14 protein-coding genes are annotated in these 17222 nt (G+C 46.3%); all 14 read right to left on the reverse strand.

Translation table 11 applies throughout. The features are described from left to right. Positions 1 to 43: 43 nt before the first annotated feature. The 14 genes from C170_RS08230 to C170_RS08295 all read right to left on the reverse strand — a co-directional run bounded on the left by C170_RS08230 (position 44) and on the right by C170_RS08295 (position 17057). Positions 44 to 1609, reverse strand: a complete 1566-nt coding sequence (locus tag C170_RS08230) for an ABC transporter substrate-binding protein (protein ID WP_036608267.1) — start codon at positions 1607 to 1609, stop codon at positions 44 to 46. Next, complete coding sequence (locus C170_RS08235) at positions 1606 to 2817, reverse strand: M20 metallopeptidase family protein (RefSeq protein WP_036608270.1); 1212 nt, start codon at positions 2815 to 2817, stop codon at positions 1606 to 1608. The genes C170_RS08230 and C170_RS08235 overlap by 4 nt, the downstream gene beginning before the upstream one ends. Beyond that, positions 2814 to 3566, reverse strand: coding sequence for a FadR/GntR family transcriptional regulator (locus C170_RS08240; protein ID WP_036608273.1), 753 nt, complete (start codon positions 3564 to 3566; stop codon positions 2814 to 2816). The genes C170_RS08235 and C170_RS08240 overlap by 4 nt, the downstream gene beginning before the upstream one ends. 177 nt (positions 3567 to 3743) lie before the next feature. Continuing rightward, on the reverse strand, positions 3744 to 4466 hold the full coding sequence (locus tag C170_RS08245) for a glycosyltransferase (protein ID WP_235200732.1): 723 nt from the start codon (positions 4464 to 4466) through the stop codon (positions 3744 to 3746). Between the two features lie 311 nt (positions 4467 to 4777). Beyond that, entirely contained in the window at positions 4778 to 5875 is a 1098-nt protein-coding gene (locus C170_RS08250; RefSeq protein ID WP_036608277.1) for a Gfo/Idh/MocA family protein, read from the reverse strand. A 12-nt stretch (positions 5876 to 5887) separates the two neighbouring features. Then, on the reverse strand, positions 5888 to 6811 hold the full coding sequence (locus C170_RS08255; protein WP_235200733.1) for a helix-turn-helix domain-containing protein: 924 nt from the start codon (positions 6809 to 6811) through the stop codon (positions 5888 to 5890). Between the two features lie 24 nt (positions 6812 to 6835). Then, positions 6836 to 7840, reverse strand: a complete 1005-nt coding sequence (locus C170_RS08260) for a Gfo/Idh/MocA family protein (RefSeq protein WP_036608283.1) — start codon at positions 7838 to 7840, stop codon at positions 6836 to 6838. Between the two features lie 7 nt (positions 7841 to 7847). Next, the gene (locus C170_RS08265; RefSeq protein WP_036608286.1) at positions 7848 to 8081 is read right to left on the reverse strand and encodes a hypothetical protein; all 234 of its coding nucleotides are present in this window, start codon (positions 8079 to 8081) and stop codon (positions 7848 to 7850) included. Between the two features lie 228 nt (positions 8082 to 8309). Beyond that, positions 8310 to 11102 (reverse strand): alpha-mannosidase, encoded by a 2793-nt coding sequence (locus C170_RS08270; protein ID WP_036608288.1) that lies wholly within the window; start codon positions 11100 to 11102, stop codon positions 8310 to 8312. Between the two features lie 18 nt (positions 11103 to 11120). Then, positions 11121 to 11945 (reverse strand): carbohydrate ABC transporter permease, encoded by an 825-nt coding sequence (locus C170_RS08275; RefSeq protein ID WP_036608291.1) that lies wholly within the window; start codon positions 11943 to 11945, stop codon positions 11121 to 11123. Between the two features lie 22 nt (positions 11946 to 11967). After that, the gene (locus C170_RS08280; RefSeq protein WP_036608294.1) at positions 11968 to 12834 is read right to left on the reverse strand and encodes a carbohydrate ABC transporter permease; all 867 of its coding nucleotides are present in this window, start codon (positions 12832 to 12834) and stop codon (positions 11968 to 11970) included. Between the two features lie 67 nt (positions 12835 to 12901). After that, the gene (locus tag C170_RS08285) at positions 12902 to 14281 is read right to left on the reverse strand and encodes an extracellular solute-binding protein (RefSeq protein WP_036608296.1); all 1380 of its coding nucleotides are present in this window, start codon (positions 14279 to 14281) and stop codon (positions 12902 to 12904) included. A 78-nt stretch (positions 14282 to 14359) separates the two neighbouring features. Beyond that, on the reverse strand, positions 14360 to 15661 hold the full coding sequence (locus C170_RS08290; RefSeq protein WP_036608299.1) for a glycoside hydrolase family 125 protein: 1302 nt from the start codon (positions 15659 to 15661) through the stop codon (positions 14360 to 14362). A 223-nt stretch (positions 15662 to 15884) separates the two neighbouring features. Then, positions 15885 to 17057 carry a GntR family transcriptional regulator gene (locus C170_RS08295; protein ID WP_327196633.1) on the reverse strand — a complete coding sequence of 391 codons (1173 nt, stop codon included), beginning with the start codon at positions 17055 to 17057 and terminating at the stop codon, positions 15885 to 15887. Positions 17058 to 17222 lie beyond the last annotated feature (165 nt).

Genomic DNA, 17222 nt, shown 5'->3' on the forward strand with positions numbered 1-17222 from the left:
GTTCACGGCCTATCTTTTCAATGACCGGTTGTTATACCCGATGTTACTGTGCAACAGGTGTAATCTCGTCAGCATAGAACATCTCGTCACTGCGCGGCGCGAAGTTCACTTTAGCATTTGTTCCGTAGACACCCTCCATTTGGTACAGATATACGGCTGGGCGTTCTTCAGAGAAGATCTGTTGTACTTGCTGATACTCTTTCTCACGAGATGCAGGGTCCATGTTCACCAATGCCGATTGAAGCAGTTTTTCTACTTCAGGATTGTTGTAATCCGACTCACCTTTTGCTTCTTCCAACATATAACGATTGTAGTTATTCGAAGCATCAAACAAGGAGTTACCAATACCAATCATGAAGATTTCTTTGAATGATTTTGAACTGTAACGTTCACTGAATGCACTTGCTTCCAGGACATCCAGGTTGATTTTGAATCCGGCTTGTTCCAGCATCGCTGCAACAACTTCAGCCTGTTCTTTGTACTGTGCGGAAACGGAGATGGTCATCTCGGCTTCACCTTCCGCATAGCCAGCTTCTTGCAGCAACTGTTTGGCTTTTTCTTGATCATAAAGTGACGTTTTGTACAATGAAGGATCAGCACCGAAGTTGCCTGGTGTTACGGATGTGCGGGTTACGATACCTGCTCCGCCGGCAATGCTGTCCACAATTCCTTGTTTGTCGATAGCCAGGTCAATGGCTTCGCGTACTTTCGGATCAGCCGTGATGCTGCCTTCTGTCTGACGGAAAATCAACTGAAGTACACGTTGGATTGGCGCTTTGACAATCTTTTTATCTGCTTCGCCTTCAATCCGGGCAATGTCAGTGGAGGGAATGGAAGACGCCACATCTACACCACCAGCAAGCAATTCGGATACACGTGTGGAGGCTTCAGGAATAACGCGGAATACCACTTCATTCCATTTTGGTTCACCGTCAAAGTAGTTCTCGTTTTTCACCAGTTCCACACGATCATCTTTGGTCCATTTACTGAACTTATAAGGGCCTGTGCCTACTGGTTGTTTCAGGAAAGCATCGAATCCTTTATCTGCAATATATTTTGCTGGCAGAATGCCTGCTCCCATTTTGGACAGACGATTCAGGAGCAACGGATCTGGACCATCTGTGATGATATCTACGGTATAGTCATCCACCACTTTAACTTCTACGATATTTTTGAAATAACTGTTTTGTTTCAGTGTCTCGTCCTTGGCTACGCGCTCCAGCGTGTATTTTACATCTGCTGAAGTGAATGGATCGCCATTGTGGAAGGTAACACCTTCACGCAGCTTGAATCTCCATGTTGTATCATCAACCTGATCCCATGATGTCGCAAGTCCAGCAACTTTTTTCTGTTCACTGTCATTTTTGATCAGATAATCAAAAACGTTGACCAGAACCGCCTCACTGGAAGTATTGTTGTTGTTGTGCGGATCGAAACTCTCAATATCGGTTGCCGCAGCAACGGTCAGTGTTGTACTTGCGCTTCCACTGCCCGTTCCTTCTGTTGCGGAACCATCATTCGTGCTTGTCGATTTTCCTCCGCAAGCGCTGAGTACCATTACGACTGCCAGTAACGTGATCCACAAGCCTGTCCATTGTCTTTTTTTCATTGTGATTGCTCCCCCTCAGAAGATGTATTCCGTGCCAAAAATTCAAGTGCTACTGCTGACAACATGCCCACACCATAAGGCATCGCTGTCTCATCAAGATCAAACATGGGATGGTGGAGTGGATAGCGAGTACGTTCCTCATCATTCCCAGATCCTAGTCTGAAAAACACACCCGGAACCTGTTCACAATAAAAAGCGAAATCCTCGCCCCCTGTAGAAGGTTTGATATAAGTCCATCCCTTCTCCGCATTAACCTGATCACAAGTCTCTGTTAGCAGGTCAACCATGCCGAGATCATTCACGACAACAGGGTATCCATCACCGTAAACGACTTCGCATCCAGCTCCGAATGAATCACAGACCCCTTTAACAACCTGCTCGATCAAAGCTGGCATCCGCTCACGAATGGCAGGTGAGAGTGTACGAACCGTACCGATCATCTCCACTTCCGGAGCGATGGCTGTTCCCATATAACCTCCCGTGATTTTGCCAATCGTGACTACTGCCGGTTCAAGTGGATCAACCATCCGACTGACGATATTTTGCAATGCGGTGATGACCTGAGCGGATACCGCGATTGCATCAATACCCTCATGCGGACGAGCTGCGTGGCCACCCTTGCCAAACACCTTGATAATCAAGGGATCAGCTGATGCAAAAGCAACGCCCTGACTTACGCCCAAGGTTCCCGTGTCCTGTCCAGGTGTCATGTGTAATCCTGCGATGGCATCAACCTTTGGATTCTCCAGAACGCCGTCCTGGATCATGGCTCTTGCACCTGCAAGTCCCTCTTCTGCTGGCTGGAAAATAAATTTGATGTTGCCTGATTTCGGTCTTCCAAGACCAGTAAGCAGTTGGGCGGCTCCCATCAGGATGGAGGTGTGAGCGTCATGTCCACACAGATGCGCTTTGCCATCCACTTGTGAGCGGTATTCCACCGCTTTTTGATCCTGGATTGGCAGAGCATCCATGTCTGCTCGCAAGGCAAAGGTTGGTCCATCGGTCTCTCCGCGAAGCAGGCCTGTAACCCCGGTCTGTCCGACATTGCGTGTAACTTCCAACCCCAGGCTTTCCAAATGCTCAGCTACGATAGCGGATGTGCGATGCTCCTCATAACCGATCTCCGGATGCTGATGTAAATCTCTGCGCCAAGCGCTTAACTGGGCTTGTAGTGGCTGAGCCAGCTGTATTAGTTCTGAACGATTCATTCGCTGTCATTCCCTTCATTTTTGTCCGATTCAGAAACCAAACGGGCATAGATTGCATCCGCTGAGAATTCGATATGCCTTTTCATCGTCTCCTTAGACTTGATGCTATCATGGGCTTTCAATGCTTCAAGAATCTCCATATGTACACCGTGGTTGACGGTACGGATCCGGTCATCATAAGGCATCAAGTCAAGCGCCGGATTAATTTTCGTCCGAATCTGTCTGACGGCTCTCTCGCAGTATGGATTCCCCGAAGCCTTGGCGATGGTCAGATGAAATTTCACATCCAGCGCCCTGAACCATTCTCTTGTGCAGTCTGGCTCTATACTTTGTTCCATGTAACCCTCAAGCAGCTCCAGTTCGCCTGCGGTGATCCGCTCAGCAGCGAGAAAAGCTCCCTCTGGCTCGATGATGGTTCGAAATTCAAACACCTTCAGCATCTGTGACCAATCCCGTTTAATTTCTTCTCTGGTCCGTTTATGCGAATTGGCTGTCAGAGGCAGTACAAATGTTCCGCCTTTGGCACCCACCCTTTTCTCTATCAAGCCTTTCTCTTCCAATGAAGAGAGTGCCTCGCGAACGGTAATCCGGCTTACGTTAAAAATCTCTGCCAGATCTCGCTCGGCTGGAAGCTGTTCTTCACTCATTAATTCTTTCAGAATAATGGCTTCTTCCAGTTGTTCCCTAATGAATTCACTAACCTTTTTGGTGGATACTTTCTCAAAACGAAATGAAAACGTACTGGACATCTAAACACTCCGATCTGTATATGGTCTAGACCTTATACCATTAATATAATTCCGACTAAACTTATATGCAATACTTTTTTTCAAGTAAATTCATATTTTTTTCTGACCACCTCCAAATTTAAGCATTTTGGCACAAAAAAGACGCATCTACACGCAGCAGATGCATCTTCGCTTTCGTTATTCTCCTCTATACTTCTTATTGGCATAGGGTTTGAAATCCTCTGTAACCGCAAGTTTTTTGCTTCCCTCTAGGTAAAAGCTGTCATCCGCTCTCCAGGTATGACTCTTTTTGTTCTGTCTGCGGTGATAGACATAATTGTAAGGAGAGGTCGCATACGCTTTGAACCCTCTTTTCCTGCATTGTCTCAGGAAGGTCACATCTTCCCCTATTGAACGGTCCGTGAAGCGGACTTTTTTCAAGATCTCTCTTTTGAATAAAATAGTACCCCCTTGAACAAATTCAACCGGTTTATTTTTTTCAACCGGAGATCTGACCAACAATGTCTTGGATGCGCCCAAATAGACGAGGCACGAATGTTTACCCACAATATCACTTTTGGTCCGTCTAAGTTCTCCCACCTGCTCTGTTAAATAATACGGCGAATAGTAGTCATCATCATCAAATTTGGCAATCAGCGAAAATCGTGCCCTTGTCATGCCAGCGTTCAGGCTTTGTCCTAGGGAAATGCTCTCCGGAACTTGATATACATGAACATTGGCAAGATTCCGAACCCGGTTTTGGTATAATGCCAGATTCATACTGTCATGATTCAGGACAATGATCAGCTCTTTGCTTTTATAAAGCTGCCGATTGTAATTTTGCAGGATGTTATCAAAAAATTGCGGCCGATTGGTACATACAACAATGGAAACACCATGACCCGTTTTGTGTTTAGTCAAGACATACCCTCTTTTCAGCTCATTTTCTCTCATCATATGTGCCGAAATAGAGTCTGGTATGGACCAATAGTTAGGGCGTGTCTCAAAACTCGCTGAAGTGCATCTTTTACCGCATTTTCGCCCCCTGCTGCGTCACTTTCCCTTGACGTGCCCCGGCACGCCTGCGGAAAACTTCCTGGCTTGGAACGAAAATTCGGCAAAATCTGCTTCCTTCGGAGTTTTCAGATACGCCCTAGCATCCAAAACACCAAAAACCCTCTGCCCCAAATAACAGGACAAAGGGTTTTGTAATCTATTGTTTTAAGCCTTTTCTATGCTTCGCTACCATTATTCAAGTACACTGCCTTGCCTGTGCGAGCTGATTCATAGAGTGCTTCCAGGATTTGAGATACAACGAGTGCTTGTTTCGGTGTAACTACTGGCTCCTGATCGTTCTCAATCGCTTCAATCCACTTTCTCATCTCAACATCCGGTGCGCTCTCGCTCTTACCATCGTAGAAAGCTACCCCGCCTGCACTCAGTTCAATCTCATTCGTGTATAGACGGCTAAATTTCTCGCCATTGATGCGCAGTCCGTTCTTCATATCCGCACCCGCTTCGCTACCACTCAAGCTACATTTCGCCTCATCCACATCCAGTGAGTTCAGTGCCCAACTGGATTCCAGCATGATCGTTGCCCCATTCTCCATTACAATCATACCAAAGGCCGAGTCTTCTACGGAGAATTGTTTTGGGTCCCACGGGCCCCAGGCATTGGCCGCATTTTCACGTTGTGAAAGCTCATGATAGGTCGTACCCAGCACAACTTTTGGTTGATAGTTATCCATCATCCAGAGCGTCAGATCAAGTGCGTGCGTACCAATGTCAATCAATGGGCCGCCACCTTGTTTCTCCTCATCCAGGAAAACACCCCATGTTGGTACTGCTCTACGTCTAATCGCATGTGCTTTGGCAAAATAAATATTACCCAGGTCACCTGCTTCGCACACCTTCTTCAAATACTGACTGTCTTCTCTGAAACGGTTGTTGTATCCGATAGTCAGTTTTTTGCCGGTACGTTCTGCCGCTTCCAGCATGAGCTGTGCTTCAGCAGATGTCTTCGCCATTGGCTTTTCACACATGACATGTTTCCCCGCTTCCAGGGCAGCAATAGAAATCTCGGCATGAGAAATATTCGGGGTAAGTACATGCACAATGTCCAAAGACTCATCCTTAAGCAATTCCTGATAATCCGTGTAGACTTCGGCTTCAGTAGTGCCATATTTCTGTTTAGCTTCATCCGCACGTTCCTGAACGATATCACAGAAAGCCACCAGTTCAACATTATCCAGTTTACTCAGACTCGGCAGATGTTTACCATTCGCGATTCCACCACAGCCAATAATTCCGATACGATATACTTTACTCATATATATTCACCCTCACTTAAGTATTGGTTGTTTCATTTTGCGAAAAGCCGACGGGGTCATCCCCAGACGTTTGCGAAATACAGCATGCAAATAGTTGGCATTATTGAATCCTGAAGCAAGAGCGATCTGTTCAATGGATACGTTACTTTCTTCCAGATTGCGGCACACGGCGCGCAGACGAATATCCTCCAGTACACGGCTGAACGGCATCTCCGGCTGTACTTGGTAGAAGATTCGCTGCAATTGTCTGCTGCTAATATGAAGTTTCTCAGCTACATGCTCCAGTGTGACCACTGAAGGGTGATTCGCCTCCATATACTGCACTGCATACTCATAGCGATACACCGACATATCCCGCACAGGGGCTTCCGGTCGATTCCCCCCGGTGTCGTATGCTCGCACGGTTTTGAGTAATATGCTGATGACCAATTGCTTGATCGATGTATAATAACCTAACAATTTCTGATCACATGCCTCGTAGGCTTCCAAAAAACAATGCATTGCCCTATGATAATCATTCACCGGAGTAAGCGGAAGCGTTCTCAGCTTTTCCATCGTTTCCTCGGATTCAGCTGCTTCCCAGGGATCGACATGTTCTCTTGGCTTGTGAACGATATCCACATGAAGACATAGTTCATCCATGTCCTCTTTGGCATCAGCCTCCTGATAATGAACGACACCCGGTCCAGTCAAATACAGCATACCTTCCGAGAGTGCATGTGTCTGATCATCCAGAATAACTTTACCTTTACCTCTTGGGATAAAATGAAACTCAAACTCCGCATGATTATGGAAATCCACAACTCGGCCCGCTGGAAATGAAGTCAGATGAAATCGCATCACGCGAATCTCATAATGTCCCCAAACCATTAGAATATCCAGTCTCTCCAGGAGATCCTGCCGTTCAAGCATTTTCTCATAAGGATACAGGCTCAAGATTGCACACCTCCTTAATAAATCCTAACCCTTCAACTCATTCAGAGTGATTCTGCGCCCTTCTTTGGCAGAGAGATTCGCTGCTTCCATCAAACGGGTCAGCTCCATAGCGATCTGCACGTTTTCAGTTGCGTCCGTATCATTCTGTATATGTGCAACCCATTGATTGAATGCGCTTTCTCTTTGGTCTGCCAAAGGAAGTTCAGTCCACTCTTGATACTGTCCCTCTGCTGCTTTCGTGCGAATCAATAACTTTTCATCAGGTGTTCCATACAGAAGTGTACCTTCCGTACCGTGAACCTCAATCGTAAATGGAGAATGGCTGTTCACAAAACCGGCTTCAACAACGCCGACTGCTCCAGAATCTGTAAACAAGGTTGCAACGGCATTATCTTCCACTTCTTTACCTGTAATATATCCAAAGTTCGCATTAACCGCTGTTACTTCCTGACCCAGAAACAGTTTGGCGAGATACATTGGATGACAGCCCAGATCAATCAGCGCACCGCCCTGACAATCCTTCAGATCATAGAAGTGTTCAGGCAACCAGTTGGAAATTGCTCCATCATGCGATAAACGCACTCTAACATAAGTCACTTTACCAAGTAATCCCTGGTTAAGGACATCCTGAATCGTTAACGTATACCCTGCATTCAGTCGAGGTAAGGAGACTGTCATCTTGACGTTGTTTGCCTTTACCTCATTAAGGATTCTATTGGATTCCGCCTGTGTCGAAGCAATAACTTTCTCCGTGAAAATGTGTTTACCTGCTTTTGCAGCAGCGGTGATCACTTCTTCATGAATGCGGGTTGGCGCATCTACAATAACGGCATCGATGTCATCCTTGGCCAACATATCTTCGAGTGAAGCATAGAATGGCACGTTTAAATGTTCAGCCGCTTCCTGACCACGCTTGGCATCTTCATCCCATACAGCGGCGATGACTGTATCCTCATGTTCCTGTTCTTGCTTGATGTAATCCCATGCGTGAACATGCCACAAACTAATTTTTCCAATTCGAATGGTCACTGTTGTCTTACCTCCATAGGATATAAGGTGAACCTGTAAAATTCACACTCAGCCACTCCGATTGCAGTACCATCTTACGATCACTGTTATCCCCGTATTTTTTGAATCCTTTCTTAATGGAGAAAATCCGGGGATAGCGTATGCTTCCGATGTAGCTTTCTTTCAGAAAGCTTTTAGGTGAACGCTTCGCTTCTACAGATTGGTTCTGCACTCTTCGTTTGCGTGTAAATGTTACATTCATCTTATATAATATTCTGACATTTATCTATAAGTTATCACAGACTTAATCTATTTTTAATAGAAACTCGCGACAATAAATGTATAAAATCACGACATGAATGTTATTAGACATTTATACACTTGCCCAAATCCCTGATATATTTTACATAACGAGGTCGCATAACAAAAACCCCCTGTCCACAATAACGTGAACAGGAGGTTTCTATAGCTATGCTTTTCAAAAATCAACTCACCGTAACGTATAACCTTGTGTAACAATCTTGTACCCCGATACCGTTTGGCTTTGACCCTGCAACGTGTCCTTAACCCGTTCCAGCACATCGCTCTCATAAACAGAGGCACATTCGAATCCAGGTTGTACGTTCAATTCAACGGGTTCGGAGTTCAGATTATACCAGCGAGCAATCAAATCTCCGGTTTCCTCTGCGATCTTCAATGTGGAGAAGGCTAGTGTCGAACCTTGTGCATTCCATGCCAGCCATTGTTTCGACAGAGGCAGTTCCACCTTCTGCCCATTAGCACCGGCATGACCCTCTTGCTCAAATGTATACGCAAGTGTCCCTAGCTGCACAGTCGTCCACGGAATCGGATACACGTATGCGGATGCACATGCAGCTGACTGTGCAGCATCGCCCGCAAATGGAATAATCGCATATTCCACACTCTGAGGTCCCAGACATTGGGCTTCCGGTGTTTCAAACACACCCCAATCTCCCAGTTCCGAAGAGGCACGCAGCAGCGTAACTGCAATCGTACTGCCCTCTTCATGCTGTAAAATCTCGTATTCATTCAGCCCTTTGTTTGCAATCATCAAGCCATGATCACCATCGGTCACATGTACAAACGCTTGCTGATGCTGTGCATTACTTGGATTCACCCATTCCTTTGCCGGTGTATTGGAACGTTTGGCAATTTCAAAGATGGAATCTGCATAATGCTCCTCTGTCACCAGTCCGGATGGAAATAATGCACGCAGTCGATGATCCTTGGCCTGATTGTTAAAGTCAGATTTTACCTTGACCATATTACTGCCCGCTTCCAACGTATACGTTGTCGTAATCACCAAGGGAACAGTGTTCTCGACTCGCTGTGCCTTCCGTTCTGTAAAAGGAACCATTTGGCGCTTCTCCAGCTCAAACAGTTCATCTGCTCCAGCAGGAATATCCCAGCGTAATACACTTTGCATAACTGCCCGATACGGAGACTGCTCCACAATCCGCAGGTCCGCCTTCAGATGCTCCGTGGTCAGCGTTGTCTCTCCCTCGGGTTGACGGTAGACATATTCATTGCCGATATCACCTGTATTCTCATATGAATTCAATCCCTGGTATACAGCACCTGAGACCTTATCTTCAATCGTTGCCGTACCATTCTCTTCAACCGTCACCCGCAATTGACCGTTCTCCATCATCATTCCCTGAACCTGGATGAGTTCGCTCATATCGGGCACTTCAGCACTCTCTGCTTGTTTCTCCACTGGAATGAGAGCATAAGTCTTATATCCCAGCGAAGGTACATCCACCGCCTGGAAAGTCACTCTTAATTTACGAGCCATATAAGGTTGTCGGAAACGATCCTTCGGAAGTTCATAGCCAAAATGTGCACCCAGATCGTTAATTTCTGCCGAATACACTTGTCCATCCGAATCGACCAGCTGATACACTGGTAGTGCATCTTTTTCCACCTTCTGCGCAAGTGCCTGAGGGTTAGGACCTTCCGGTAAAAATGCTTTGTCCACAATCAGGTCCATCTCAATGATTCCATTTCGATTCCAACCACTCGTGTTGAACACGGTAAACGGCACCGCTTCCTCTCCCCAAGCCTCAGCAGGTTGCACATGAATGGACTCAGCAATCGCCTGCGCACTCTGGGAAACCAACTTCTCTGCAAGTTGTCTGCTCTTGGCAAAGCGGGTCACCATCTCACGGTGAACCTCATCGACACTGCACCCACAGATGCTATCATGTGGGTGGTTCTGCATCAGCATCTTCCATGCATGTGTCAACAAATGGTGCGGATAATCTTTTACCCCGGCTATATGGGCCATCGCGGCGAGTGGTTCGGCTACTTTTTCAAGCAACGTCTGCCCCTGCTGGTTCATCTGTTTCAGATAGACCCGTGCGGATGCCGTATTCACCAGTGTTCCCCAACCATCCGTGTGCTGACTGCGAAGCTCGCCTTCGATAGTCGCCAGATGCTCAGGAACATCTTTCGTAACCGCCTCAATGTAATCGTCAAAATTGGAGTGAATAAATTCAACATCAGGATACAACGCAGCCGCCGTACGTAAAGCCTCAGGCAGATCCGTCTGGATTGGCTGATGATCACAACCATTCATGAACAGCAGATGTGAAGTCGAGGCAAACTTCTCGGCATCCTTCAAATTTTTATCCCAATATACTTGGGCTTTCTCCCGATCAACCGGAACTTCCATCCCATTACAGTACCAGTTCGCGAACAAAATGCCGAGCACTTCCGAACCATCCGGCGAACGCCAGATCATCTCGGAATAGGGAGATTCGTAACTGTCGGCATCAACCACGGCATTATTGAATCCCGTAGGCTTCACCCCACGCCCAAAGATCGCGTTATGAATGTCCGCCTGTTGCAGAATCTGCGGTGCTTGTCCCATATTTCCGAACGAGTCTGGAAAATATCCCGTTTTGGATATCACACCCAAAGGTCGAGCATCACGATGACCGATGAGCAGATTGCGCAAGTTGGCCTCACTGCTGGTCAGAAACTCATCCTGTAACACATACCATGGGCCAAAATGGATGCGTCCTTCACGAATATAACGGTCGAGCCTCTCCTGTTGTTCGGGCCGAACCTGCAAATAATCTTCACGAATAATCGTCTGACCATCCAGATGGAAATAGCGATATTCGGGGTCCTGATCAAGCGTATCCAGCAGTTTATCCATCAGCTCAATGAGCAGTACATGATGGTGTTCATAAGGCATATACCATTCGCGGTCCCAATGGGTATGCGAGATGAGATGTGCCATCTTTTTGGTTGTCATGTTACGTACCTCCTGTCATTAACCTTTGGTTGCTCCGCCCATGCTGAATCCTTTGGACATGTAACGCTGGGAGAAGATATATAGCACAACCGAAGGCATTGTATAAAGTAGTGAAAATGCAGCCAACCTGCCGTATTCAACCATACCGTGGCTACCGAAAAATTGATAAATCGTGACCGATGCCGGAAGTTTCTCCGGTGTCTGGAGCAGGATGTATGGCACGAAGAAGTTGCCCCAACTTCCCGAAAAAGTAAATATCGCAATCGTTGCAATACCAGGCAACATCAATGGCGCCACGATTCGTCTCAAACTACTCCACACGGACGCTCCGTCAATCCATGCCGATTCTTCCAAATCGATTGGCACCGAATCCATAAAGTTTTTCATCATCCAGATGCCGTAAGGAAGTGAAGATGCAGTCAGGAACAGCATCGTGGCAATGATGCTGTTCTGCATTTTGAAGAACAGAAACATTTGAAATACCGGAACCATCACGGCAGTAATCGGAAGAGCTGTCATGAACAGAATCGATAACAAGAAGCTTTTTTTGAATCTCATTTCATAACGGGATAATGGATAAGCAGCAAGGACCGATACCAGAACAACCAATATCGCTTGCCCTCCCGACAGAATCAGGCCCACACCGAATGAACGAAGATTGCTCGAATCCCCGAGTACATCCTTGAAATTTTGAATGGTCCAGGTACTGGGCATTTTGATACCCTGTTGCGCGTTCGGGTCAAATGAAGCCAGAATGATCCAGAGCAGCGGCAATAAAAAACAGAGCCCTAGAAAAACTAGAATCCCGTACTGGATTTTGCGTTGAAGCCCATGTTTGACCATAGGGATCGAACCTCCTTCATGGTTACACTTTCACTTTCATGGATCGCATGTAGAACAGGCTGGCGATAATACCGATGAACAACAGAACCAGAGATATGGCTGTGCCGTATCCAAACTGATAGTTCACAAAGGCCTGATTGTACATGAAGATCGGTAAGGTTTGTGTTGAAGTACCCGGGCCACCACCGGTCATCGTATAAATCAGCGTGAACACACCCAGTGTCTGTAGGGTGACCAACATCATATTGGTTACGATGGACCCTTTTACCATTGGAATCGTAATGTGTCTGACAATCTGGAACCCGGTGGCGCTGTCAATAATCGCAGCTTCTTCAACTTCCTTCGGGATATCATCCAGTGCCGACTGATAGACCATCATCGAAAAGGCTGTGCCGTGCCAGATATTTGCGATAATTACACTCACCATAGGGAAACTGAACAACCAGGAGACTGGATTCGCCCCAAACCAGCCGAGGATCTGATTCAATGAACCATTGTCACTGAAAAAGGCAACCATACAGAATGCCACAACAATCTCGGGTGTCACCCAACCGGCAATGACGATGATGCCGATGACCCGGCGGAACGTCACATTTTTCTCCTTCATTAGAAGAGCCAGAATGAATCCAAGCAATACCTGACCAATCACTGCGGAGAAGATGAGAAAGACCAGCGTACGCCAGACACTAATCCGGAAGTCCGGATCATGGAACATATTAATGAAATTCTGGAATCCGACAAACTCCAAACTCTTGGCTGCCGCCCCAGTCAGAGCCATATTCGTAAAGGCAAAACAGATCGTCAGAATGATGGGAACAATGAAAAACACAAGTAATAACAGTACGGAAGGCATGAGAAACAGAAATGAACCTGGTGCTTTCCTTTTCATAAGTCACTCTCCATTCGAACCGGAAAAAGGGGAGATTATGCCTCCCCCTCCGAATATATCGATATCCTTATTTCTCTTCGATGCTGTCAGCGCCAAGGGAACGGGATACGTTGTCCTTCAATTGTGTAACTCCCTCTTCCGGCGTCAGCTTGCCAGAGGCAATACTCTCAACAATGCTTTGCAATTGTGCGGATACCGCTGCATATTGATCGTTCGCTGGACGGAAGTGGGCCACATTCAAGAGTTCCTGTGCTTCTTTGGTATAAGGACGATCCGTATAACCTTCAACTTCTGTGGAATCATTACGTGGGCTGAGGCTGCCTTCCGCTACTACACGAGCAGTCGCATTTTCCTTATTCATCAGAAACTCGATAAATTTCCAAGCTTCTTCCTTGTTCTTCGCTTGTGCAGGAACAGACCAAGCCCATCCGCCAGACATCGTAGTTGCTCCAGGTTCTTCCCCATTTTGTGTCGGGAATGGTGCAAAACCTATTTTTTCTTCAACGTTGGCGATTGGAGCAGCACCGTTCTCGGCCCATGTCGAACCTGCCCAGCTACCATCTACAGCCATCGCCAGTTTGTCTTGCGGGAACTGTTGCTGGAATGCAATACTGCCAGCTTGTCCATTCAGGGCAACCTGCATGGTTGGACCTGTTTTATCCGTGTTAAACACTTGATCTATGAATTTGAAGGAATCCAGCAGCCCCGGGCTGTTCACGACCCATTTCTTGCTGGTGTCGTTATACAGCGTGTCCGCCGTACCATAGAGCAGCATTTCCAGTGTTTGCATGGTGACACCTTCACCGTTTGCTTTGCCCACGATCATATTAAGTGGTGTCACACCCGGCAGTTTTTGCTTGATGGTACGTGCTGCTTCGAGTACTTCTGCCCAGCTTGCAGGTTTGAACGGAACTTCAAGTCCCGCCTGTTGAAACAGTTCCTTGTTGTACCAGATTCCGCGTGTATCCGAAGTAGCCGGAACGCCGTACACCTTGCCGTCTTCACCTGTAACCCCCGCCTTCAGGTTGTCGATGATGTGTTCTTCCCAATCGGACCATCCCTGAACCTGTGTATCCAGCGGCTCCAGATATCCCGCAGCAGCATCGGATTTGATGATAGATGTATCTTCAGCAATGACATCTGGCGCCGTATCCGGGGATTTCATTTGCAGAACCATTTTGGACGTATAATCACCCTCACTTGCCAGTACAGGCGCAATGTTGATTTTGATATCCGGATTTTCTTTCTCGAATTGATCCACCAAACCTGATTGGAAAAACTTCGTAAGTGTATCTTCAGAGCCTGAAGAACGGAACGATACAGTTACTTCCTTCTTGCCGTCACTGGTTGTGCCTGTGCTTGAGCTTCCGCCCGAACAGGCTGTAGTAAGAATAAGCAAGGATGTCATAACTGCTGCTACCGGCATTTTCAATGATATTTTTCTCATGATTCGCTCTCCTCTTGTCGGAATTCAACGAACTCCGAACGTTATGATGTACTCGCAGGTCATCTCTTGCTTCCCTATCTATTTCTGTACGCGGAATCCGCAATAATCCATAATCAGTTCACTAAAGAGCATGTTGGACCATGAAAACCATGGACGTGTATATTCATGTGGATTGTTGGCCGAAAAACCTTCATGGGTCAGTCCGGTATCCGCATCCGTCTTATGGATAAGCTGAAGCAATCGTAGTTTTTCATTGCGATCCTCTGTAGTCAGCCCCTGCATCGATAAAGCGATATGCCAGATGTACCCTTCCGGTGTATGCGGACTACCGATTCCCGCTGCTGCTGTTCCCTCATAAAAATACGGGTTGTGCGTGGATAAAATGAAACGGCGTGTATTCTGATACACCTCGTCGTTCTCCTCCACATATCCGAGATAAGGTAAAGACAGCAGGCTCGGCACATTGGCATCATCCATCAGTTTGTGATTGCCTTTCCCATCCGTTTCGTACGCATATATGGTTCCATATTCCGGATGTTCAACGGTGCCATAATCCTGAATACCTTTGTTGATCTGTTCCTCCAACTGCTGAGCATTCGCTGCCAGCGTTTCATCCTCGAACACAGCTTCAGCAATTTCCTGTAGATATCGAAGAGCCACAACAGCGAACATATTGGAAGGAATCAGATAACCATATTCACAACGATCGTCACTGGGACGGAATCCCGACCAGGTCATGCCTGTGTAAGCTGTTTCAGTACCTCGCCCTTCTCGGCTGAGCGTATCGGTTTCGGGAGCATCCAGACGTTGGAACGTGTAGGGTGATTTCGTCTCATGATGTTGCTCCACTTGCCATAACTGCATGATGATCTGGGCTGCTTTACGGAACGTATCATTGAATTGAGTTGTTCTTCCCGTGTTCTTCCACAAGAGATAACTGAGCTGAATCGGATAAGCCAGTGAGTCGATCTCATACTTCCGTTCCCAGATCCAATCATTCATCTGCGTCAGGTCTTCCTGATGTCCTTTTCCACTCTCCGTCTCATTAAAAGCGTTTGCATAAGGGTCCAGGAGAATATATTTCAGTTGACGTTCAACCAGTCCAGCGATCATGTCAGCGATATCTTCATCCTCTGAAGCGAGAACCAGATAAGGTCTGACCTGAGCGGCAGAATCACGTAACCACATGGCAGGGATATCTCCCGTAATCACAAAAGTTGTTCCATCTTCTTTGCGCTGAATTGTGGTTGCCATCGTATTGGTAAAACAATTTTTAAACATTTGGTTGAGTTCCGGATAATCCGGCATACGTTTGTTAACCCGATCAATCATGTCGTATATCGAGGGGGAAATTTCTTGATCATCTCTGGGTGTCAGCATGTTGTCCTCCTTATGTAATCCAGTTTGTTAACCGCTTTCATCATCCTAAAACGAATATAATGTTATGTCAATATATTTATTTGTATATTAGCATGTTATTTTAATTTAACGACACCAAATAATATACCATTTAAAGCAATTCTCCCCATTTTATCCGCACCAAAAAGAGGCCTCGTTTATACGAAGCCCCTGATTGAACACAATGAATATTAAGTTGTTATAATTAACCCTTTTGTTTCACCATACTCGTTGACTTACCCTTCACCAATCGGGCAGGTAAAACAACTCTGTTCACTGTCATTTCGTTGTTCTGCATACTTTGAAGCACCATCTCGAATGCCTGTTTTCCCATATCAAACTGGCTTTGTCTCATATGGGTTACACGGCTTCCTTCGGCAGCATTTGGACTGTCAAAGCAAATGATGGACATATCTTCTGGAATTCTCAGACCAAGCCGATCCGCTGCCTGTTCTGCAAGTAAAGCAATATGATACTCCGCAGCAAAGAGTGCAGTAATCTGGGGGTATTTCTGTAAATGTTCCACCAGTGTCTCCACATCACGGACCTCGACTTGAGGATCAAACACACTTGGCAGTGTCGAAAGAAAAGATTCTAACCACAGTTCCCTGTTCACCAGAACTCCTTGATCATTGTGAGCCTCAATAATGCCTTCAATTCGTTCTTCAATGGGTGTAGTGTTCGCCGGAGGCTGCGTCAGAAAAGCGATGTGTCGGTGACCGAGATCGAACAAATAATTCATCCCTTCTCGCGCCGCGCCTACATTATCCGTACTGACAGATGAAGCCGGAATTCCTTTCAAGTACCGGTCAATCAGGACAAACGGGAATTTATTAACGACCAGTTTTAAAATCTCATCGCTGAAATATTCACCCTGTGCCGGGAAAATAATCAATCCATCCACACCCAGTTCCAGCAGTTCCTGAATACTCTGTTCCTCCTGCTCGGGAATCCCGAAGGAACGTCTAAGTACGAGAAAACAATCATGCTCTCGCGAAGCTTCTTCCATGCCATATAACAGTTCTGTACCATACATGTCACTGAAGTTAGTGATGACCAGACCAATGAGCAGCTTCTTTTCTGGATCTTTGATCGCAGCACGCGGAGCAGGTCTGTTAGGTCTTTCTTGTAACATATCTGCTGTGTCGGCTACAAAAGAACCCCGTCCCGGCTGACGAACAATTAATTGTTCACTCGCCAGCATCTCAAGTGCTTTTTTAGTTGTAATCCGGCTAACTCCGAATTCATCACATAATTCTTTCTCGGAAGGAACACGCTCACCCACTTGATATTGATGAAGCTGTATCCGTTCGCGCAAGGATTCAAAGATCTGTTCATACATCGGCTTGGATGCCGAGTCTTTCCCCAATACAAGCACCTCCATAAATACCCATACTTCTCATGTTCTACATCCTAATATATCATGTTATATCATTAATGTGAAGAAAGGAGACAACTCACCTGCTGACATGTGAGAGCAAAATAAAAAGCATTCCAATGGATGCTTCATTTCCAAAAGTTTATTATTAAATTTATTTGGTGT

Source organism: Paenibacillus sp. FSL H7-689 (assembly GCF_000517905.1).
Taxonomy (GTDB): Bacteria; Bacillota; Bacilli; order Paenibacillales; family Paenibacillaceae; genus Paenibacillus; species Paenibacillus amylolyticus.

What these genes read in the sequence shown, in the direction of transcription:
- C170_RS08250 (WP_036608277.1), bottom strand. Translation starts at nt 5,875, where the DNA reads ATGAGTAAAGTATATCGTATCGGAATTATTGGCTGTGGTGGAATCGCG.
- C170_RS08270 (WP_036608288.1), bottom strand. Translation starts at nt 11,102, where the DNA reads ATGACAACCAAAAAGATGGCACATCTCATCTCGCATACCCATTGGGAC.
- C170_RS08230 (WP_036608267.1), bottom strand. Translation starts at nt 1,609, where the DNA reads ATGAAAAAAAGACAATGGACAGGCTTGTGGATCACGTTACTGGCAGTC.
- C170_RS08290 (WP_036608299.1), bottom strand. Translation starts at nt 15,661, where the DNA reads ATGCTGACACCCAGAGATGATCAAGAAATTTCCCCCTCGATATACGAC.
- C170_RS08285 (WP_036608296.1), bottom strand. Translation starts at nt 14,281, where the DNA reads ATGAGAAAAATATCATTGAAAATGCCGGTAGCAGCAGTTATGACATCC.
- C170_RS08265 (WP_036608286.1), bottom strand. Translation starts at nt 8,081, where the DNA reads ATGAATGTAACATTTACACGCAAACGAAGAGTGCAGAACCAATCTGTA.
- C170_RS08275 (WP_036608291.1), bottom strand. Translation starts at nt 11,945, where the DNA reads ATGGTCAAACATGGGCTTCAACGCAAAATCCAGTACGGGATTCTAGTT.
- C170_RS08235 (WP_036608270.1), bottom strand. Translation starts at nt 2,817, where the DNA reads ATGAATCGTTCAGAACTAATACAGCTGGCTCAGCCACTACAAGCCCAG.
- C170_RS08240 (WP_036608273.1), bottom strand. Translation starts at nt 3,566, where the DNA reads ATGTCCAGTACGTTTTCATTTCGTTTTGAGAAAGTATCCACCAAAAAG.
- C170_RS08280 (WP_036608294.1), bottom strand. Translation starts at nt 12,834, where the DNA reads ATGAAAAGGAAAGCACCAGGTTCATTTCTGTTTCTCATGCCTTCCGTA.